Genomic DNA, 19,870 nt, shown 5'->3' on the forward strand with positions numbered 1-19,870 from the left:
CCTATGCCGACATTGCGCCCCCACGATCTCCTTTGGCTTACCGACCGCGAAGCACTGGAGGGGGTTCGCGAGGAGTGGATAGCCAGCCAGTGGCGTCCTGCGCTGCCGGTAGTGGTACGGCGTGATGTCGAACGTGACGGACGTGTGCCGGTAGGCGTGCGGGGGATGCGACGCGATCAGCGAGCAGCGGGCTGGGTAAGTACGGCGAGCGTTAAACGCGTTGTTAGCCCTGAAGCGTTATCCAGCCGTGAGCTGCTGCTCAATTCCCCGTTTGTTTCCATGCCGCCGGTGCAGGGCGCTATTCAGCTGGCGAGCCGCCCGTGGGCATGGTGCTGGGGTATTACCGGGAGCGTAGGTTACGCGCTGGCAACAGAAATGCCGGTGATGCATGCCGCGAGCGATCTGGATGTGCTTATTCGCAGCCCACTGCCGATATCAAAAGAGGCGCTGACAGAGTGGCAGAGCCTGACCGGGCGACTGCTGTGCAGGGTTGATACGCAAATCGAAACGCCTTACGGCGCTTTTGCGCTGGCGGAATGGCTAAGAGAAAAACGCGTGTTGCTGAAAACGAATCAGGGGCCGCTGCTTGTGATCGACCCCTGGTTGCCGGAGAAAAACGGATGAAAATACTTTTTACTTTTCCCGGGCAGGGAACCCAGCGTGTGGGCATGCTACAGGATCTACCCGAGCGCGACGCCATCCTGACGCAGGTCAGGGCAGTCTTAGGGGACGAAGCAGGCCAGTTAGATAGTGCTGCTGCGCTGAGGCATACTCGTGCCGTACAGCTTTGCCTGCTAATCGCAGGTGTCGCCTGGGCGCAGGAGCTTGAGCGTAGCGGCGTAAAACCAGACATGGTCAGCGGACTGTCTATTGGCGCGTTTCCGGCAGCCGTAGTCGCCGGCGTTATTTCCTTTTCAGATGCGCTGCGGCTGGTGGCGCTTCGCGGCGATCTGATGGAGCAGGCTTATCCTGAAGGCTACGGCTTAACGGCTATCGTCGGGCTGCGTCTGGAACAGGTGGAACTCCTGGTGGCGGGCAGCGGCACTTACATCGCGAATATTAATGCTGAACAGCAAATCGTCATCGCCGGTAGCGAGGAGGCTATGGCGAGGGTTGCGGGTAGGGCGCTTGAGCAGGGGGCTCAAAAAGCCCGGCAGCTGGCGGTTAGCGTGCCCTCTCACTGTGCCTTGCTGAATGCGCCTGCGCAGAAGTTAAAACAAGCATTTGCTGATGTGGAGCTAAGTCGTCCCAACTGCGCTTATCTCAGCGGCAGTACGGGCCGGGTACTTTGGCAACCAGAGCTAATTGCGGAAGATCTGGCGCTGAATATGGCCCGCACGGTGCGGTGGCGAGAGGCGATGATTGCCGCCAACGAGCGCGACGTGCGGCTTGCGATTGAAATGCCGCCGGGTAGCGTGCTTTCAGGTCTGACGCGGCAGGCGTTTCGTGAGGGGATCACCGTTTGTCGCGAACAAAACAGCGTGGCGGCCATTGTCCACCTTGTGGAAAAAACTAGGGCGGCGCGTTAGGCGTATCGATGAACGTGCGGGCGTACATTCGCCCCTCGGCGGCCAGCGCCAGTAGGTTCGGGTCATGTTCACGGTTGCGGGCAAAGACGATAGCGATGGTTTGTTTCATCTGATATTGCTCGGCCAGCCTCAGCAGCTGCACTGAATTTTCATACACCTTCTTCATTCTTCCGGGCATCAAGGTTAGCCCTACACCCGCCTGTACCAGGCTGACCATTGAGAAAATGTCGTTTACCCGAGTAACGATTTCCGGCTCGAAACCGGCGACGTTAAAGGCTTCCTGAAATCCCGCATAGGTGGCAAAGCCTTCCGCCAGAGAAACGAATTTCTCCGCGTGGAACTCACGCAGATCTGCCGGGTGTGAGGTGTCCAGCGGGAAGCTGGCCGGTGCTGCCAGGAAAATATCGTCTCTAAACATGGGCAGGACTTCCAGCCTCGAGCGATCCACTTCACCTTCAGAAATGGAAATCAAAATAGCGTCCAGTACGCCGTCTTCCAGCATATTTAGCAGCACCTGGTTTGAGCCCATAGTGAGATCCATTTCCAGCTCCGGCCGCCTGAGCTTCATGCCCATGATAAGTTTCGGAACGGTTTCGAGCGTCAGGGAATAGAGGGTGCCGATACGCAGTCGCCCCTGGCCTACGCCTGCCGTCTGGCGGGTTTCATCGATGCCGCGCGCCATCAGCGCAACCACTTCTTTGCTGTGCTCCTGCAGGGTAAATGCCGATTCGAGCGGTACCAGGTTGCGCCCTTTATGAATAAACAACGGGCAGCGCACACCTTCCTCCAAGGTATGCAACGCGCGGTGCACGCTAACCCCGCTAATACCCAGCGCTTCGGCGGTGCGCGCAATGTTCCCTTTCTCCATAAACTCCATGAATATCTCAAGCTTGCGGAAAGTGATTTCAGCGTCGATTTTCATTACCCGGCGATAACCCCAGTCGGAAAAATTATGCCATTAAGGTATAGCAAACGAGACCAGACGGCACTGATGAGCCGCAATAAGCAGCAGGATTTACCGTTGCGCCACGAACGTATCCATCATAAGCAACGCCAATGATGGCGCTAAAACGGTCCTTTCATCACACTTTCAAACAAAAAGCGCCGCTGGAAAAACGGCCTTTTATCACCCGGTTATGTGAGCCAATTCACGGTAAGCCAGCGGAAAAGCGCTATTCCGGCTCTTTATGTGGAACAGATCACTATTGCCGCCGCGATTTCCACTTCGAAGTGGAAAACAACTTGCTACAAACCTTTCCCCCCGCCAGGTAGCTTAAAAAACAGATTAGTTAACGAGGTACCCAGGGTGAATAACGGAGCGGTAATGGTTAATGAAGCCGAGGAGTTAACGGCGCGTATTCAGGGGTTTATTGACGCGCTGTTCAAAAGTAAGCACATCACGCCTAACGCGGTACAGGAACAAATGCTGGCCTCTCACGTGAAGGCGATGATTCATCGCTCTCTGACCGGAGAGCCGTTACCAGAAGTGGAAGAGAGCTTGTTCGAGGAGATCTCCGCGGAGTCGATGGAAATGGCGCAGGCGGTGGTCGATCAGTTCGGAAATCTGCCGGTAGAAGAAGCGTGGTTGCTGTCAGTGCATTTCGAAGTGGCGAAAGACAATCTTTGAATAATCAGGAGAAAACAATGGAACAAATTACCGTAGTCATTGGTGACCGTCTGGGCAAAGGCCAGAAAGTTGCAGCAGGGATCGAAAAAGCGGGCGGTCGCGCCGTGGTTATTCCAGGCGTCGCCGCCGACATGAAGCTGGGCGACGTGATGAAAGCGGAGAATGCCACCTTTGGTATCTCCTTCTGCGGCAGCGGCGGCGCAGGTGCTATCACCGCACAAACCAAACACGGCTACAAAGCTAAGTACGGCATGCGCTCCGTTGATGAAGGCGTGACGGCGATTAACGAAGGCAACAACGTGCTTGGCTTTGGCTTTATGGACAAAGAAGAGCTGGGTGAGCGCCTGGTACAGGCGTGGAACAAGAAGTACGGCAGTTAAGTATGAAAGAAAAATTCGCTACCACGGTGCGAGTTAGCGGGCGCGGCGATACCAAAGCCAAAGCCTTTTCCGACGCCCTGAATCACGTTCAGGGCACGGTGCTTAAATCCACCAACCACATTCTTCTGCGCATTGAGCCACAGGACGTGCAGGTTGTTCAGGCGCAGGTCAGGGTGCGCAAAGAAGCTTTTCTGTTCTTCTTCCTGCGCCGGGAAAGGCGGAGCTACAGCGTGGAGCTGGATGTTTCCGTCAACGTGACGGCTCTTAACCTCGATGAGGTGGATTTCGTCGCACAATAAAATAACACTAACAAGGGCAGACTCATGTTCTTAATCATATTATTCAAATCACTCATTATCGGCGGCCTCGTCGGTGTGGGCGTTGGTGCCGGGGCCGCGCGTATGTTCCATGCGCCGACCTCCCAGGGCATGGGCGCATTTCGTACACTCGGCGAGCTGAACTCCTGTGAAGGGGACCCGGCTTCTCACTTCTCCTTTGGGCTTGGCTTCTTCTTTAACGCCTGGGCATCTTCCGTCGCGGCGGGGGCATTCACCCAGGACGTTGACCACCGCATCATCCCTAACTGGGGCGCGGCTGCTCTGATGGTGAAGAACCGTAACGTGGCGGAAACCCTCCACGACCCGAAAAAAATGGCTATCGCCTGCGGCATCATCGGCATGATCGTGGTGGCGTTCCTGAACTCTACGGCCTCTGCGGTGCCGGCGGCACTTCAGGTCACGGCAGTCAAAGTGCTGGTCCCTGCGGCTAACCTGCTGGTGAACACCGTGATGCCGGTCATTTTCTGGCTGGCGGCTATCGACGCGGGCAAAAAATCCGGCTTCTGGGCAACCATTTTCGGCGGCGCAGCGCAGCTGATCATGGGCAACGCCGTGCCGGGACTGGTGCTGGGTATCCTGATCGGTAAAGGCGTTGAAGAAAGCGGCTGGCACCGCGTCACCAAAGTGATGATGACGGCTATCGTGGCCCTGTTTGTGCTGAGCGCCTTCTTCCGCGGGTTCGACATGAAGATGATTGAGTCTTTCCACATGACCGTGCCGAACTGGCTGGATCTGCTGCATAACTCGCTGAGCGGCAAATAAGGGGATAACGCATGGAACAGAATAAATGCTTTTGGTACGCGGACTGGTCATTCCCGATCTTTGTCGGCCTGCTCTCCTCCGGCGTGTTTGCCGGGACACACATGTACTACCTGTACGGCATCGGCGCGTTTAACGAAGTCGCCTTCGTGGCGATGCTGAAGTCCGGGATTGATACCGGCGTTTACGGCGCGGTGGCGGCGTTTGGCGCCAGCTTCCTGTTTGCCCGCATCATCGAAGGCTCTCTGGTCGGGATCCTGGATATCGGTGGGGCGATTCAAACCGGCGTAGGCCTCGGCGTTCCGGCGCTGCTGCTGGGCGCGGGCTTTGTCTTCCCGGTGGCAAACTTTGCCGCATCGCTGGTGACTGGCCTGGTGATTGGTCTTGCCATTGGCTACATCATCATCCTGGCACGTAAGTTCACCATCAATCAGAGCGACTCGACCTACGGGGCGGACGTCATGATGGGCGCGGGTAACGCCTCCGGCCGCTTCCTTGGGCCGTTGATTATCCTCAGCGCCATGACGGCTTCGATTCCCATCGGCATCGGCTCGTTGATCGGCTCTCTGCTGTTTTACCTCTGGGGCAAACCGATTACCGGCGGGGCGATCCTGGGCGCAATGATTTTAGGTTCCATTTTCCCGGTAGCGTTGTAAGCAGTATTTCCAGGGCGGACGGGCTGTGGCTCGCCCGCCAGTTAAGGAGAAAGATATGTTTGACCTGATCCTGCGCCAGGCGCGGCTGGTGGACGATACCGTAATCGATATCGCCCTGAAGGACGGCAAAATTGCCGCCTTAGGCAAAATAACCGGCGAGGCAACTGAAGAGCGCCAGCTGAACGGCGAATACTACGTTAGCGCCGGCTGGATTGACTCCCACGTTCACTGTTACCCCAAGTCCCCTATTTACCATGACGAACCTGACTGCGTAGGGATTCATACCGGCGTGACAACCGTCGTTGATGCCGGAAGCACCGGGGCCGATGACGTCGACGATTTCTATCAAATCACCCGCAGCGCAGCGACCGAAGTTTATGCGCTGCTGAACATCTCCCGCGTGGGCCTGATTGCCCAAAACGAACTGTCCAATATGGCGAATATTGACGCTGACGCCGTGCGCGGCGCGGTGAAGCGCCACCCGGACTTTATCGTGGGCTTAAAAGCGCGCATGAGCAGCAGCGTGGTAGGTGACAACGGCATTACGCCGCTGGTGCGCGCCAAGGCTATCCAGAAAGAAAACGGTGATTTGCCGCTGATGGTGCATATCGGCAATAACCCGCCGGATCTCGATGAAGTGGCTGAGCTGCTGACCAGCGGCGATATCATCACCCACTGCTACAACGGCAAGCCGAACCGCATTCTCAATCCGGCCGGGCAACTGCGAGCCTCCGTGGCGCAGGCTATCCAACGTGGGGTGCGCCTGGATGTCGGGCACGGCACCGCCAGCTTTAGTTTTGACGTGGCGCGTGTCGCTATCCAGCAGGGCATTCTGCCGCACAGCATCAGCTCGGACATCTACTGCCGCAACCGCATCAGCGGCCCGGTGCATTCACTCGGCGCAGTGATGTCGAAATTCCTCTCCATTGGCCTGTCATTGCCTCAGGTGATCGACTGCGTGACCGCGCACGCTGCGGATGGATTACGTCTGAAAAATAAAGGCCGCCTGGCCGTGGGTCTGGATGGCGATCTGACCGTCTTTGAACTGCGCCGCCAGCCAACGGTATTTACCGACGCAGAGCAGCAAACGCTGACGGGTGACCAGGCGCTGGTGGCGCTGGCCGCAGTGCGCGCCGGGAAATGGTTTACTACCGAACAAGGGAAAGCTGAACATGTCTTCGATCTATGAAAAATACAATTTAAAACAGGTGATTAACGCATCTGGCCGCATGACCGCTCTTGGTGTGTCTACGCCTCGCCCGGAAGTGGTGGATGCGGTCACCACCGGCATGAATCACTACTTCGAAATGAAGGATCTGGTCAACAAGACCGGCGCCTACATTGCCGGACTGCTCGATGTTGAAGCGGCGACCGTGGTGTCCTGCGCTTCTGCCGGTATTGCCCAGTCCGTAGCTGCGGTGCTGGTTAAAGACAATCAATGGCTGATCGAGAACCTACATGCGGCCCCATTGGAGAACAACGAGATCGTGCTGCCGAAGGGCCACAACGTTAACTTCGGCGCGCCGGTCGGCACGATGGTGAACCTGGGCGGCGGCAAAATCGTTGAAGCGGGCTACGCCAACGAATGTTCGGCGGACCAGCTGGCCGCAGCTATTTCTCCGCGCACGGCGGCCATTCTGTACATCAAATCCCACCATTCGGTGCAAAAAAGCATGCTCAGCGTTGAGCAGGCCGTTGTCGTGGCGCGTAAGCACAATCTGCCGCTGATTGTTGACGCTGCGGCGGAAGAAGATTTGCAGTGCTACTACCGCGCCGGGGCAGACCTGGTGATTTACAGCGGGGCGAAAGCTATTGAAGGCCCAACCAGCGGGCTGGTGATCGGCAAAGAGCAGTACGTCGAGTGGGTTAAGCTGCAAACTGGCGGTATCGGACGTGCGATGAAAGTCGGCAAAGAAGGCATTCTCGGTCTGACCTGCGCGATTGAACATTACCTGAGCGCAGCCAAAGAGAGTGGGGCCGAAATGGTCGCCAAAATGACGCCGTTTATCGACAGCCTGAACACGCTGAATGGCGTGACCGCGCGCGTGGTGTGGGACGCCGCTGGCCGCGATATCGCCCGCAGCGAAATCAAGTTCGATGAAGCGACCGTTGGCATCAGCACCGGAGAGCTGGTCGGTAAGCTGAAGCAGGGCGAATACGCCATCTACTTCCGTGGCTACAAGGCCAACGAAGGCATTATTGAAGCGGATGTGCGCAGCGTAAGCGCGGCACAGCTGGAGATTATTTACCGCTGCATCAAAGCGCTGGTAAGCAAGGAGAAATAAGCATGAAACTGACCCCGAATTTTTACCGCGATCGCGTGTGCCTGAACGTCCTGGCTGGCTCCAAAGAAAACGCCAAAGAGATTTACCAGGCGGCGGAAGGTCACGTGCTGGTCGGTGTGTTATCCAAAAACTACCCGGATGTAGCAAGCGCGGTCGCCGACATGCGTGATTACGCGGCGCTGATCGACAACGCGCTGTCCGTTGGCCTTGGTGCAGGCGATCCCAATCAATCTGCCATGGTGAGCGAAATCTCCGGCCAGATTCAGCCCCAGCACGTCAATCAGGTGTTTACCGGCGTGGGCACCAGCCGCGCGCTGCTGGGCCAAACTGACAGCGTAGTTAACGGCCTGGTTTCGCCGACCGGCACCGTCGGGAGGGTAAAAATCTCCACCGGCCCGTTAAGCTCTGGCGCGCCGGACGGCATCGTACCCGTCGAAACAGCGATTGCGCTGCTGAAGGATATGGGCGGCAGCTCAATCAAATATTTCCCGATGGGCGGGCTGGACTGCCGCGAAGAGTACCAGGCGGTAGCGGAAGCCTGTGCGAAGCATGACTTCTGGCTGGAGCCGACCGGCGGTATCGATCTTGATAACTACGAGGAGATCCTGAAGATTGCGCTGGATGCCGGCGTAAGCAAAGTGATCCCGCATATTTACAGCTCAATTATCGACAAGGCCAGCGGCAATACGCGCCCGGCGGATGTTGCCACTCTGTTGGCGATGACGAAGAAGCTGGTGGGGTAAAGTGCTCGCTGTTTCCCCCTCTCCCTTTTAGGGAGAGGGTTAGGGTGAGGGTATAATCCTCATCAACCACACTTCGAGGACAAACGCATGTCTGCACGCACTCTGCTTGTTGCTTCATTTGCCTTACTCGCCGCCGGCAACAGCGCGGCGCAAAGCCACTATGCCTGGGTTGGCACCTACAACCCCAACGGCGAAGGGCTTTACCGCTTCCAGGTTGACGCCAAAACCGGCGCGCTTAGCGAGAAAACGCTGGTCAGCTCGCTGCCGAATGTCGCACAGCTCACCGCGTCGCCGGATGGAAAAACGCTATATGTCGCCAGCGAAGCCGAGAAAGGCGTGGTATCGGCATTGCGTGTGGGTGATAACGGAAGTGTGACCGAACTGAATCAGGTCTCTTCCGGGGGCGCTGGCCCGGTCTATCTGTCCCTGACGCCACAGGGTAAGCACCTGCTGGTGGCTAACTATGTGAGCGGTTCAATCGCCGTATTGCCGATTAATGCAGACGGTAGCCTGCAGGAAGCCAGCGACAAGCATCAGGACAGCGGTGAGCCGGGCGCGGCAAAACCAGAAGCTGCGGTAGAAGGTAGCTTTGCCGCCAGCGACCATAACGGCCCGCATGCCCATATGATTGCCGCCGATCCGAGCGGCAAGTTTGTCTTCTCCACCGATCTTGGCCTGGATCGGATCTACCAGTATCGCTTCGATCAAAGCAAAGGCGTGCTGGAGCCAAACGATCCGCCGTTTATCGCCGCCTCTTCAAAAGGCGCGGGGCCACGCCATTTTGTCTTTGCCGCAGACGGCGCGAGCCTGTGGTTGATTAACGAAGAAGCTTCTACGCTTACCCATTACAAGCTCGACCGTGAGAAAGGCACGCTGACCGAAGGAAAGACGATTTCTTCCCTGCCAAAAGGCTATAAGGGCACAAGCTTTGCCGCGGGCCTGGTACTCAGCCACGACGGCAAGCAACTGTATGTGGCCAACCGCCTGCATAACAGCATCGCGCATTTTAGCGTGGGCGCTAACGGCGAACTTACGCATCAGGACGACATCTGGACCAGAGGCGACTATCCACGAGGCCTGACGCTGGATAATACCGGCAAACATCTTTATGCCCTGAACCAGCGCAGCGACAACATTACTCGTTTTAGCGTGGCCCCGGGCAGCGGTAAATTAACTTTTATCGAGGATTATACGGCGGTGGGAAGCCCGTCACAGATGGTCTTCACCCCGTTTAAGTAAAGCAGGACGGGGCGCTTAAACGCCCCGATAACCAAAGGAAGCGGTAGTGAGATTCCCCAATCAACGGCTGGCTCAGCTTTTTGAGATGCTGCAAAACGAAACGCTGCCCCAGGATGAACTGGCGCGGCGTTTGTCCGTTTCTACTCGTACGGTTCGGGCCGATATCACGGCGCTTAATGCGCTGATGTCAGGCTTCGGGGCTCAGTTTACGCTTACCCGCGGTGCGGGATATCAACTGAATATCGAGGATACTGAGCGTTACGGCGAGCTGGTGCAGCATCGTCCGCGTCAGCTTCGTATTCCTCGTACTTCGCCAGAACGCGTGCATTACCTTGTGGTGCGTTTTTTGACGGCGGCGTTTTCACTGAAGCTGGAAGATCTGGCCGAAGAGTGGTTTGTCAGCCGGGCCACGCTGCAAAGCGATATGGCCGAAGTACGGGAGTGGTTTAACCGCTATCATCTGACCATTGAGACACGCCCGCGCCACGGCATGAAGCTGTTCGGCAGCGAAACGGCTATACGCGCCTGCCTGACTGACCTGCTGTGGCAGTTAACCTTAGAGGACAGCGAAAATCCGTTATTGACGGAAGAAGCGCTGAACGCGGGTGTCCCGGAGTTGCTCGCCGGTTCGCTGCACGATTGTTTTACCCGCTGCCACATCCGCCTGACCGATGAAGGCGAGCAGTTTATTCGCCTCTATTGTTCGGTGGCGGTTCGTCGCATCAGCGAAGGCTATCCGCTACCGGAATTTACGGCGGATAGCGTTGATGTCCAGGTGAAAGAGGCAGCCAGACAGATTGCCGCTCTTCTTCAGCAACTGGCGGGGAAGCCGCTTTCCGAAGCTGAAGAGCAGTGGCTGCAGGTGCACATCGCCTCGCGGCAGGTGCAGGAAGTGGCGCCGAGCGCGATCAGCGCCGACGATGATGAGGCGCTGGTTAACTACATTCTGCGCTACATCAATACCCACTATAACTACAATCTTCTCAGCGACGAGCAGCTGCACGCCGACCTGCTGACCCATATCAAGACAATGATCACCCGGGTACGCTACCAGATAAACATCCCGAATCCTCTGCTGGCTAACATCAAACAGCATTACCCGTTGGCTTACGACATGACGCTGGCGGCGGTCTCAAGCTGGGGAAAATATACCCCTTACGCTATCAGCGAAAACGAAATTGGTTTTCTGGTGTTGCACATCGGTGTGGGTCTGGAGCGTCATTACAACATTGGCTACCAGCGCCATCCTCGCGTGCTGCTGGTTTGCGATACAGGGAATTCGACGGTGCGTATGCTGCAAGCCATGCTGCTGCGTAAATATCCGCAGGTGGAAGTGACCAACATTATCTCTCTGCGCGATTATGAGCAGCTTGAAACCGTGGATGAGGACTTTGTAATCAGCACGGCGCGCATAAATGAGAAAGAAAAGCCGGTGGTGGTGATGGCGCCGTTCCCGACGGATTATCAGCTCGAGCAGCTTGGTAAGCTGGTGCTGGTGGACAGAACAAGGCCTTACATGCTGGAGAAATTCTTCGATGCCAGCCATTTCCGCATTATCGATCAACCTATGACTCAGCAGCAGTTGTTCCTGACGCTCTGCGAGCAGCTGGAGCGGGAAGGCGTGGTTGATGCAGACTTTCACCCGTCGGTGGTGGAGCGCGAGGCCATTGTCAGCACCATGCTGGGCGAAGGCATTGCGCTGCCGCACTCGCTGGGCCTGCTGGCGAAAAAAACGGTGGTTTACACCGTGCTGGCGCCGCACGGTATTAGCTGGGGGGATGAGACGGCGTACGTGATCTTCCTGCTGGCGATTAGCAAAAGCGAATACGAAGAGGCGATGGCGATTTACGACCTGTTTGTGACCTTCCTGCGTGAGCGAGCGATGGTTCGGCTGCGCGAGAGTAAGGATTTTGACAGTTTTAAAGCCGTGGCGATGGAGTGCCTGAGTAAGCTGTAATCACAGTTGACCCTCATCCAGGAAGGGAGAGGGAGAATTCTGTGGGCAACGTTTACTTCGCCAGAATGAAAACTGGCGGAAATTCAATCGACTGGCTGGTGTTATCCCCTCTCCCTTGTGGGGAGAGGGTTAGGGTGAGGGGCCGTTATTTCAGGATCGTGAACGCGGTGGTGACGTGCTTCACGCCGCTAACCCGGCTGGCAATATCCGCCGCGGCTTTACCTTCACGTTCGGTTACCAGGCCGAGCAGAAATACCTCGCCATTCTCGGTGGTGACTTTCACGTTAGACGATTTTACCTGGTCGCTGGTGAGCAACTGAGATCGAACTTTTGTGGTTATCCACGTATCGCTCGATGCGACACCCAGGCCGACCGGAGCCATAATTCGAATCTCGTTATAGACTTCGGTTGCGCCGTCTACGCCCAACGCAATTTGCTTCGCACGAGAGGCGAGGTCTGGGTTAGGAGACTGACCAGCCAGCAGCACTTTGCCCTGGTAAGCCGTCACGTTAATACGCGCTTCTTTCTTGATCTGCTCATCCTTGTTGAGCGCGCTGTTCACGCGTAATTCAAGCGTGCCGTCATCAACCTGCGTCCCGACTGTGCGTGGGTCTGTCGCAGTTTTTGTCGCTACGGCGGCGCTTCCCACAACAACGGCACCGACGCAGCCCTGCAGCAACAGCGCGGAAATAAGAACTGCGACTGGCGTAATGGCCTTCATGTTCATTCCTTCTCCTTTCTCAAAATTAGCTATTAGCCATCCTGGTGGGGAAATAGCGTATTGTCGATCAGATCGCATAAACAGTTCACCGTCAGCATATGCATCTCCTGGATGCGGGCGCTGCGATGAGAAGGGATTCGGATTTCAACATCCTGTGGCCCCAACAGTCCTGCCAGTTCGCCGCCGTCATAGCCCGTCAGCGCGACGATGGTCATGTCGCGGGTGACAGCGGCCTCAACCGCTTTGACAATATCACGGCTATTGCCTCGGGTGGAAATCGCCAGCAAAACGTCCCCGGCGTGGCCCAGCGCACGAACCTGTTTGGCATAAACTTCTTCATGCAGACGGTCGTTAGCGATCGCGGTTAAGACCACATTATCTGCATTAAGTGCAATGGCCGGTAAACTAGGGCGCTCTGTTTCAAAACGGTTGATCATGCTGGCAGCAAAATGCTGTGCGTTGGCGGCGGAGGTGCCATTGCCACAACAGAGGATTTTGTTGCCGTTCAGCAAAGACTGAACCAGCGTCATCGCTGCACGGGAGATGGCGTCCGGCAGGGCTTCCGCTGCGGCAATCTGAGTTTGAATACTTTCCGTGAAGCAGACTTTGATTCTTTCGAGCACGTTGATTCTACCTGGAGTTTTTTAGATATCGGCGGCAAACGCGTTGGTCAGCCACGCTATTTCATTGCCGGTGAAAGCTAACACATCGAAACGGCAATCTACAGTATCAAAACTTTGACCTTTGCCGCTAAGCCAAACCTGAGCGGCATGCAGCAGGCGCAGCTGCTTGCTGCGAGTCACGCTGGCAGCGGCTCCGCCGAACTTATCGTTACGCCTAAAACGCACTTCCACAAAAACGATAACCTGCTGCTGTTGCATAATAAGGTCGATTTCGCCGCCGCGAACATGCACGTTCGCGGCCACAAAGTGCATTCCCTCGCGCTCAAGATAGCGACGCGCCCGCTGTTCATAGCGCGCGCCGCGTTGCTTGCGGTTCAGGATACCGGAACGATCTGGCCCTGACTGAATTGCAGCCAATTTAACTTCCTGTTAATAACGCAGTCCTGGCTGGCGGTCAGTTGCCCGGTGTTGCCGTTTACCTGATAACCCGGCACCTGGCGTATCTGTGAGAAGTGGCTTGCCAGCGTCCAGGCATCAACGCCCATGGCATACAGACGCGCCAGCGAGTAGTCATTATTGACGCTGCTTAAGGCCTGCTGCATCAGCTGTGGATTACCGCCGGAAAGCATCGGGATTTCGCTAAACTGCAGGCCTTCCATTTCCAGTCGGTAGTCCGGGCCGTTCACGCCCTGCGAGCTGCGCGAGCTGGCATACAGCTGAGCGCTGCCGCGGCTGCCGGTGCGCATCGCAATCATCGGTTTGATCAGCGCCACTTCTTCGGAGGTCGCAATGATATAGACCGCGTCTACGTTGCCGCTGCTGCCTGCGGTAATTTGCGCATCCGTAGGTGCTGCCGGAATAGTCAGTCCGCCAATGGTGACGCCTGGCGGCGTATTGGACGGCGTACTTACCGGGGTGCCGGTCAGGGCGATGCCGGAGCCGCTGTTAATCCCGCGTTTCAGGTCGCTCACTGAACCAAATTTCTGCTGCAGAACCAGACCGCCGCCGAGTTTCTGCCATTCGGTGGCAAAGGCTTTCGCCACACGGTCGCCCAGAGCGTTAGAAGGGATCAGCATCAGCGGATTGCGGTGGCTTTGCTGCCAGATGTGATCCGCGGCGTCACGGGCTTCGTCTTCTGGAGAAAGTGCGAAATAGCAGATGTTAGGGCGATTCTGCACGTTTTCAGGCTGGTTAAGCGCCAGAATATTTAACGGGCTGTTGGTGCTGGCCAACTGGTCAACATTGTTTTTTAGCAGCGGACCAACGACAAGCGTGGCGCCGTCCTGCTGCGCCTGAGCCAGAACCTGAGAGAGCGGCTGGCTGCTGGTGTCGTAAATCTTAATGTCTGCCGAAGGGTTCGCGGCAACAGATGGCGCGGTTTGTGCGTCTGGCTGGGCAGACGGCGTTGCTGGGGCTGCGGTTTGCGGCGTTGCGGCCTGTGCCTTCTGGTCTGTTAAATCGCTGACGGACGCACTTGCCGGGCTCACTGCAGCATTAGGATCTGCGGGGGCCTGGGACGCTTGCGGTTGAGGCACTTCTTGAGGCGGCGCAGCCTGTGGTTGCGCATTAGGATCTCCGGGCTGGGCGGCAGGCTGAACGGCTGCAACCGGCGCGACGCCGTTGTTTTTCGCCGCTTCAAACCCTTGCTCAATCGCGCGGCCAAACACCGCAGCCTGGCCGTTGAGCGGCAGCAGGAGAGCGATTTTACCGGTTGAGGCCGGTTTGAAGTTTTGAACATTCGCCAACTGAGTCGGCAGCGTTTTTGAACCCGGATTATTCGGGTAGCGCGTTTGCCAGTCCTGAATCCCGGCTTTCAGCATGTTAGGATCGTTACGGTTATCGCTCCAGACGTGCTGCAGGTCCAGCCAACCCTGCAGGGTATTTTCGTCGGCGTTAATCACCAGGCTGTTCATTTGCTCTGGGGAGAACTGCGACAGAACCTGCCAGGTGCCATCAATGTTCTTTTGATGTGCATCGCCTTTCAGCAGCGGTTCCTGAGCAATGTACGCGCGCAGCAGCGCTAAAGACGGGCGTCCCTGAGAAGCGTCAATCACAGCCTGGTAATAACGGCTCTGTTGGCCCTTGTCGAGTGCGCTCGGGTCAATCTTTTCCAGCAGGGCAGAGGCGGCGCTGAAATCTTTCTGCGCAATCTTCACTTCCGGCACCAGCAGCTGTTGTTCACGCACTTGAGCATCGTTGAGCTGCTGCGGCAGTTGGTTATACAACGCCACCGCCTGCTGAGGTTTGCCTTCCTTTAGCAGGGAACGAATGGCGAGTAATTGCCAGTTGGTCTTGCTATCATCTTCACTTTGCTGCATTTGCTGCAGATAATAAGCGGACCCGGCGGTGGTGTCGCCCTGCAGCAGCGTGGCGGACTGATCTGGCGCCTGGGTTGAACAGCCGGCAAAAATCAGCGCCGCGAGCAACACAAGCAGGCAGCGCCCGGCTTTTGAACGATTCAAGGTTGAGGGTAGCATTCTGTATCCAGTGGTTTTATTTCCCAATGTACAATATTAAATCGGCAATACGGATGAAACAATGAAACAACACGAAACGGCGGCGATTTCAGCCAGTACGCTTTACATCGTCCCGACGCCTATCGGCAACCTCGGGGATATCACCCAGCGGGCCCTCTCAGTGTTGCAAAGCGTTGATCTGATTGCCGCAGAAGATACCCGTCATACCGGACTGTTGCTGCAGCATTTTGCGATTAATGCGCGACTCTTCGCACTTCACGATCACAATGAGCAACAAAAATCTGAAACGCTACTGGCGAAGCTGCAGGAAGGCCAAAGCATTGCGCTGGTGTCCGATGCCGGTACGCCGCTGATTAACGACCCTGGCTACCACCTCGTGCGCACCTGCCGCGAAGCGGGGATTCGCGTCGTGCCGTTGCCTGGCCCTTGCGCCGCTATTGCTGCACTCAGCGCAGCTGGCTTGCCGTCTGACCGCTTTTGCTATGAAGGTTTTCTGCCTGCAAAATCCAAAGGCCGTCGCGACGCGCTGAAGGCGATTGAACAGGAACCGAGAACGCTGATTTTCTATGAATCCACCCACCGCCTGCTCGACAGTCTCGATGATATCTGCACGGTGCTGGGCGAATCCCGCTACGTAGTGCTGGCGCGCGAGTTGACCAAAACCTGGGAGTCGATTCACGGCGCGCCCGTAGGCGAGCTGCTGGCATGGGTGAAGGAAGATGAAAACCGCCGCAAAGGCGAAATGGTGCTGATTGTTGAGGGCTTTAAAGTCCAAAGCGATGATGAACTCCCCGCCGAAGCGCTGCGTACGCTGGCGTTGCTGCAGACGGAGTTACCGCTGAAAAAGGCTGCAGCGCTTGCCGCTGAAATTCACGGGGTGAAAAAGAATGCCTTGTACAAATATGCGTTAGAAAACAGCGAGAAATAGTTTTCTCGAGCCGGCTCCTGGTTTTCATATCGCAACGCGGTTAGCGTTTAAAAAACGAACTCCCTGGTGTTAATTTATGCATGACTGAATGACTTTAAGGGAGTTAAAGTTTATGCCGGTATTGATACCAGGAGATTCGAATATGGTTGTGATGCCTTTTTCCTATAGCACGGCGTCGATAAAACGCTCGTTCGAGGTGATTGAAGAACTGACGTTTGCAGGTCAGCATTTCCTTATCATTTTTGACAGGTCGACCCCGAGGGCTGCAATCATTAAGGCCGAGCCTGAAGGAAATGAAAAAGATCGCCGGCACGCTGTCGTCGCCATGCTTGAGCTCAAAAATCAAAAAACGATTGGTGACAACGTTATTTCAGTAGATCGTTTTTGGGAGGATCAAAGCGTTCTGCAGGTTGAAGGCGTTTGCGTCGAGAAGCCGCTCCAGGAAGCTGGCTTAGCCACACAGCTATATGAGGCGCTGGTGCTCAAGTGTGGCGTGATTTTAATGAGCGATAATATTCACTATGCCGGGGGCAAGGCGCTTTGGCAGAAAATAGCCAGAAACTCCACTCAACTTGCGGTTTTTATTCTGGATTCAGATGATGGACGATTCTATCCCTTTGACGGTACGAAGGCCGCATACGATGGTGTCAGCATTCCGGAAGAAAAAATCTGGAGCACGCACCCTGATAAAGAGCATTTTGGCATTATCCTGATTGCCGAAGATAAAAGGCGGGTTGCTGCGCTAACATCAGGTAGGTGAAACGCTGTTAAGAAGCGTAGAAAGAACGAGCCTTCTACGCTCCATCCTCGTTTAGTTGACCGGCGTGGCCTCAATCACCAGCGTTTCCAGCGGTTTCAGCGTCACAACCAGCGGCTTACTGTAGTCGTTGGTTACGGTCTCGTTCTTGCCGTAAATTTGCTTCAGCGTAAAGCGCGTGGCCTCGCCGTTCGGCACTTCAAAGCTTTTGCTCAGGTCGAGATAGTAGCTTTGTGATTTATCCGACGGGTTACGCAGGCCCAATATTGCTTTCTCTTTACTCCACGATGCCCAGCCGTAAACCTCAAGCAGCGTCGGGTCGCCGCCAACCCAGTGGCTATCGACCAGCACGTTGCTGTTCGCCCGTGACCATTTCGCCGCGTCGGCAAGCGTGTCCCATTTGGCGTTGTTCAGCATTGACGGCGTGATGTACAGCTCCTGCAATTGCGTGCCGGTGGCGAAGTAGCTCCAGGCCTGATCGGCAAAATCCTGGTCCTTTTGGACTTTCTCCAGCCCAAAGTAGGCATGTTCCGCGCTGACAATGCCGTGGTACATCAGTGAGTTAATCGGGAAAAGTGGGCCTTTACGCACGATGGAGCGATAGGTTTCCGCGTCGCGATAGGTTATCCACTGTTGCACCGGCGAACCTTTGCCATAAACGTTGATGTCATCGCCCTGGCGCCAGATGGAGTCGGCATAGAACAGCCAGGACGGGCTGGCGTTGGTACCGGTCGTCAGGTTGATAAACAGATCTTTGTTGGCGGCCCGCATGTTTTTGATTAACTCAATGGAGGCATCAAAGTCAGAGGCGTAGGGGCTGCCTTTGATGTACGAGTTGGCGTTGCCCATACCGTCGAGCTTAAACGAGGTGATATGTTCGTTTTTGATAAGCCCGATAATTTGGTGATTAAAATTGTGGAAGTAGTTGGGGCCTGAGAGGGCAAATTTGCCATCCACGGTTTCAAAGCCGTTCTCTTTGGCGTGTGAAACGCGCACGTCGCGTGGTTTGTTGTAGCCACCCCACGGTGAGAGCCACAGCCCCACGGAAGTATGCAAACTGTCCGCTTTTTCTTTGATAACACCAAAGCCATGCTTAAACGCCGGGCTAAACAGCCATTTCCCGGTCAAATCGTCCCAGCCGTCATCCAGCAGGAAGCCGTCGAGCTTCACGCCCCGCTTGATTATCAGTTCGCTAGCGTATTCATCCATGCGGGTCAGCACGTCCTTCTCGGTGTAGGGCGTAAAGAAACCGATGTCCATCCAGCTGTTGTAGTGCAGGTAAGGCTGGTAAGGGCGCGGGCGCATGGCGTTGATAAATTCATTAAAGCTACGGCGAAGCTGGTCTGTTGCTTCAAACGTGCCGAAGTAGACCGTATAGGTCACCGGGGCGTCGGTTTTAATCGGTGTTTTGAGCTCAACGTTCAGGTTGGTGGTGGTTTCGTAGGCGTAGGTATTCACGATCGGTTTTTGCGGCAGCATATAGAAACTGTCCGCCACGATGGGGGAACTGTTGATGGCGCCGTTGACATAAGGTGCCTGAGCCTGGCCTTTGGTCGGGAAGAAGGTGATCTTTGTGACATCACGAGGCTGGCCTTTTGCCTGCAGCGTATAGTCCACCGCCGCATACTTGCCCTTCAGCAGCTTCAGGGTAACATTGACCGAGAAGTCGTCTCGCTCGTAATCAATCTGAATGGCGTCTGCGGTTTTGCTGACGTTTTTGAGTTTAAAGTCGGCGGTATGGATAACTTTTTCGTCCGGCAGCGTCAGGAAAAACAGCTCGATGGGCGCCAGTTTGTGGTCGGATAGCCGGTCTTGCACTACCACCGCCGAGCCGGAATCGTCGAAAGAGACGGCAAGGTTGGTGTTTTCCAACTGGTACTGAGCCGCCAGCGCTGCGTTGCTCATGAACATAATAAGCAGGGAGCTTTTTATTATTGTCTTCATCAGATCTCCTTACACCAGAGAGTTAAAGCGCCGCTTCTGATTCCGGCAGCAACTTATTCGCCGAGCCGCATACAGCGACTTTGCTACGCACCACTTCTTTCATCGCGTCCATGCCGACGCGCATGTAAAAGCGTGGGTCGTTGCCTTCCGGGTTAGCGCCAAACCATTCTTTCACCGCGGCGGCGAAGGCGATTTTTAATTCCGTCGCGACATTCACTTTGCAGACCCCAAGCTCGATGGCGCGGCGTACAAACTCGTCAGGCACGTCACTCGCGCCGTGCAGCACCAGCGGGACGCTGACGACGTCGCGGATCTCACCCAGCCGTTTGAAGTCTATTTTCGGGCGTTTGGTATACAGGCCGTGTGCGGTGCCAATGGCAACCGCCAGGCTATCGACGCCGGTGAGCTCAACAAAGCGGCGGGCTTCCTGCGGATCGGTCAGAAAAGCGCTTTCTTCATCCACATCCATGTCGTCTTCCACGCCGCCGAGCCTGCCTAGTTCGGCCTCGACGCTGCAGTCGTTGCGGTGGCAAAACTCGACCACGGATCTCACCAGCTTCACGTTGTCAGCAAAGGGGAAATGGCTGCCGTCAATCATGGCGCTGCGCACGCCTGCGTTAACTTTGCGGCTGATGTCCGCCAGGCTTTCGTGATGATCGAGGTGCAGCGCTAGCGGTATGCCGTAGCTTTCGGAGTAGGCGTGACACAGTGCGTAAATCTCTTCGAAAGCGATATGTTTAAAGGTGCCCGGCGTGCCGGCAAGGATCACCGGGGAATGCATCTCTTTGCACACTTCAAGAATCGCCTGGATGGTTTCGGCATTGTGGATATTAAAAGCCGGTACCGCATAGCCTCTGGCCTGCGCGTCCTGAAGCAGATACTTCGTGGAGATAATGCTCATGATGAA

The 19,870-nt window shown here is 55.9% G+C and carries 21 protein-coding genes; 14 read left to right on the plus strand and 7 right to left on the minus strand.

Annotated features, from left to right (window positions below; all coding sequences use genetic code 11):
- Nucleotides 1-3: 3 nt before the first annotated feature.
- Nucleotides 4-624, plus strand: a complete 621-nt coding sequence (locus WFK85_RS15100) for a malonate decarboxylase holo-ACP synthase (protein WP_336708780.1) — start codon at nt 4-6, stop codon at nt 622-624.
- Complete coding sequence (gene mdcH / locus WFK85_RS15105; protein WP_336708782.1) at nt 621-1,529, plus strand: malonate decarboxylase subunit epsilon; 909 nt, start codon at nt 621-623, stop codon at nt 1,527-1,529. Before WFK85_RS15100 ends, mdcH begins: the two co-directional genes overlap by 4 nt.
- Here the strand turns inward: mdcH and WFK85_RS15110 are convergent.
- Entirely contained in the window at nt 1,513-2,451 is a 939-nt protein-coding gene (locus tag WFK85_RS15110; RefSeq protein WP_336708784.1) for a LysR family transcriptional regulator, read from the minus strand. The genes mdcH and WFK85_RS15110 overlap by 17 nt on opposite strands.
- 402 nt (nt 2,452-2,853) lie before the next feature.
- On the opposite strand from WFK85_RS15110, the gene WFK85_RS15115 reads away from it, so the two are divergent.
- From WFK85_RS15115 to WFK85_RS15160, 10 genes are all read left to right on the plus strand, one after another.
- Nucleotides 2,854-3,156, plus strand: a complete 303-nt coding sequence (locus WFK85_RS15115) for a glycine dehydrogenase (protein ID WP_039289591.1) — start codon at nt 2,854-2,856, stop codon at nt 3,154-3,156.
- Nucleotides 3,157-3,173: 17 nt separating this feature from the next.
- The gene (locus tag WFK85_RS15120; protein WP_008453696.1) at nt 3,174-3,536 is read left to right on the plus strand and encodes an SFCGS family glycine-rich protein; all 363 of its coding nucleotides are present in this window, start codon (nt 3,174-3,176) and stop codon (nt 3,534-3,536) included.
- Nucleotides 3,537-3,538: 2 nt separating this feature from the next.
- On the plus strand, nt 3,539-3,835 hold the full coding sequence (locus WFK85_RS15125; RefSeq protein ID WP_008453694.1) for a DUF4312 family protein: 297 nt from the start codon (nt 3,539-3,541) through the stop codon (nt 3,833-3,835).
- Nucleotides 3,836-3,859: 24 nt separating this feature from the next.
- Nucleotides 3,860-4,636: a DUF4311 domain-containing protein gene (locus WFK85_RS15130; protein WP_008453692.1), complete on the plus strand. Its 777-nt coding sequence runs from the start codon at nt 3,860-3,862 to the stop codon at nt 4,634-4,636.
- Nucleotides 4,637-4,647: 11 nt separating this feature from the next.
- Nucleotides 4,648-5,289, plus strand: coding sequence for a DUF4310 family protein (locus WFK85_RS15135; RefSeq protein ID WP_166993232.1), 642 nt, complete (start codon nt 4,648-4,650; stop codon nt 5,287-5,289).
- A 55-nt stretch (nt 5,290-5,344) separates the two neighbouring features.
- Nucleotides 5,345-6,478: an amidohydrolase/deacetylase family metallohydrolase gene (locus WFK85_RS15140; RefSeq protein WP_336708789.1), complete on the plus strand. Its 1,134-nt coding sequence runs from the start codon at nt 5,345-5,347 to the stop codon at nt 6,476-6,478.
- Nucleotides 6,462-7,574 carry a DgaE family pyridoxal phosphate-dependent ammonia lyase gene (locus tag WFK85_RS15145; RefSeq protein ID WP_166877349.1) on the plus strand — a complete coding sequence of 371 codons (1,113 nt, stop codon included), beginning with the start codon at nt 6,462-6,464 and terminating at the stop codon, nt 7,572-7,574. The genes WFK85_RS15140 and WFK85_RS15145 overlap by 17 nt, the downstream gene beginning before the upstream one ends.
- Before the next feature lie 2 nt (nt 7,575-7,576).
- A complete protein-coding gene (gene dagF / locus WFK85_RS15150; protein WP_166993236.1) occupies nt 7,577-8,317 on the plus strand; it encodes a 2-dehydro-3-deoxy-phosphogluconate aldolase in 741 nt (246 codons plus the stop codon).
- Nucleotides 8,318-8,404: 87 nt separating this feature from the next.
- Nucleotides 8,405-9,556, plus strand: a complete 1,152-nt coding sequence (locus WFK85_RS15155; RefSeq protein WP_166993238.1) for a beta-propeller fold lactonase family protein — start codon at nt 8,405-8,407, stop codon at nt 9,554-9,556.
- Nucleotides 9,557-9,602: 46 nt separating this feature from the next.
- A complete protein-coding gene (locus WFK85_RS15160) occupies nt 9,603-11,513 on the plus strand; it encodes a PRD domain-containing protein (protein WP_166993241.1) in 1,911 nt (636 codons plus the stop codon).
- A gap of 145 nt (nt 11,514-11,658) precedes the next feature.
- On the opposite strand, the gene dolP is transcribed toward WFK85_RS15160, so the two are convergent.
- Genes dolP through WFK85_RS15180 form a run of 4 tightly spaced genes read right to left on the minus strand, consistent with a single transcriptional unit; the run spans nt 11,659 to nt 15,334 of the window.
- Entirely contained in the window at nt 11,659-12,234 is a 576-nt protein-coding gene (gene dolP, locus WFK85_RS15165) for a division/outer membrane stress-associated lipid-binding lipoprotein (RefSeq protein ID WP_008453679.1), read from the minus strand.
- Between the two features lie 32 nt (nt 12,235-12,266).
- A complete protein-coding gene (diaA, locus tag WFK85_RS15170; RefSeq protein WP_008453676.1) occupies nt 12,267-12,857 on the minus strand; it encodes a DnaA initiator-associating protein DiaA in 591 nt (196 codons plus the stop codon).
- Nucleotides 12,858-12,878: 21 nt separating this feature from the next.
- Nucleotides 12,879-13,274 carry a YraN family protein gene (locus WFK85_RS15175; RefSeq protein WP_166993244.1) on the minus strand — a complete coding sequence of 132 codons (396 nt, stop codon included), beginning with the start codon at nt 13,272-13,274 and terminating at the stop codon, nt 12,879-12,881.
- Entirely contained in the window at nt 13,232-15,334 is a 2,103-nt protein-coding gene (locus tag WFK85_RS15180) for a penicillin-binding protein activator (protein WP_336708791.1), read from the minus strand. Before WFK85_RS15180 ends, WFK85_RS15175 begins: the two co-directional genes overlap by 43 nt.
- 61 nt (nt 15,335-15,395) lie before the next feature.
- Here WFK85_RS15180 and rsmI point away from each other — a divergent pair, with 61 nt between their 5' ends.
- Together rsmI and WFK85_RS15190 are read left to right on the plus strand one after the other, a co-directional pair.
- The gene (rsmI, locus tag WFK85_RS15185) at nt 15,396-16,262 is read left to right on the plus strand and encodes a 16S rRNA (cytidine(1402)-2'-O)-methyltransferase (RefSeq protein ID WP_008453669.1); all 867 of its coding nucleotides are present in this window, start codon (nt 15,396-15,398) and stop codon (nt 16,260-16,262) included.
- Between the two features lie 142 nt (nt 16,263-16,404).
- Nucleotides 16,405-17,022 (plus strand): hypothetical protein, encoded by a 618-nt coding sequence (locus tag WFK85_RS15190; protein WP_008453667.1) that lies wholly within the window; start codon nt 16,405-16,407, stop codon nt 17,020-17,022.
- A 51-nt stretch (nt 17,023-17,073) separates the two neighbouring features.
- Here WFK85_RS15190 and WFK85_RS15195 read toward each other — a convergent pair whose 3' ends face one another.
- Together WFK85_RS15195 and kbaY are read right to left on the minus strand one after the other, a co-directional pair.
- The gene (locus WFK85_RS15195) at nt 17,074-18,963 is read right to left on the minus strand and encodes an enterotoxin (protein ID WP_336708792.1); all 1,890 of its coding nucleotides are present in this window, start codon (nt 18,961-18,963) and stop codon (nt 17,074-17,076) included.
- 22 nt (nt 18,964-18,985) lie between these two features.
- A complete protein-coding gene (gene kbaY, locus WFK85_RS15200; RefSeq protein ID WP_008453662.1) occupies nt 18,986-19,864 on the minus strand; it encodes a tagatose-bisphosphate aldolase subunit KbaY in 879 nt (292 codons plus the stop codon).
- Nucleotides 19,865-19,870 lie beyond the last annotated feature (6 nt).

This window comes from Cedecea sp. VD22 (assembly GCF_037150195.1).
Classification (GTDB): domain Bacteria; phylum Pseudomonadota; class Gammaproteobacteria; order Enterobacterales; family Enterobacteriaceae; genus Cedecea.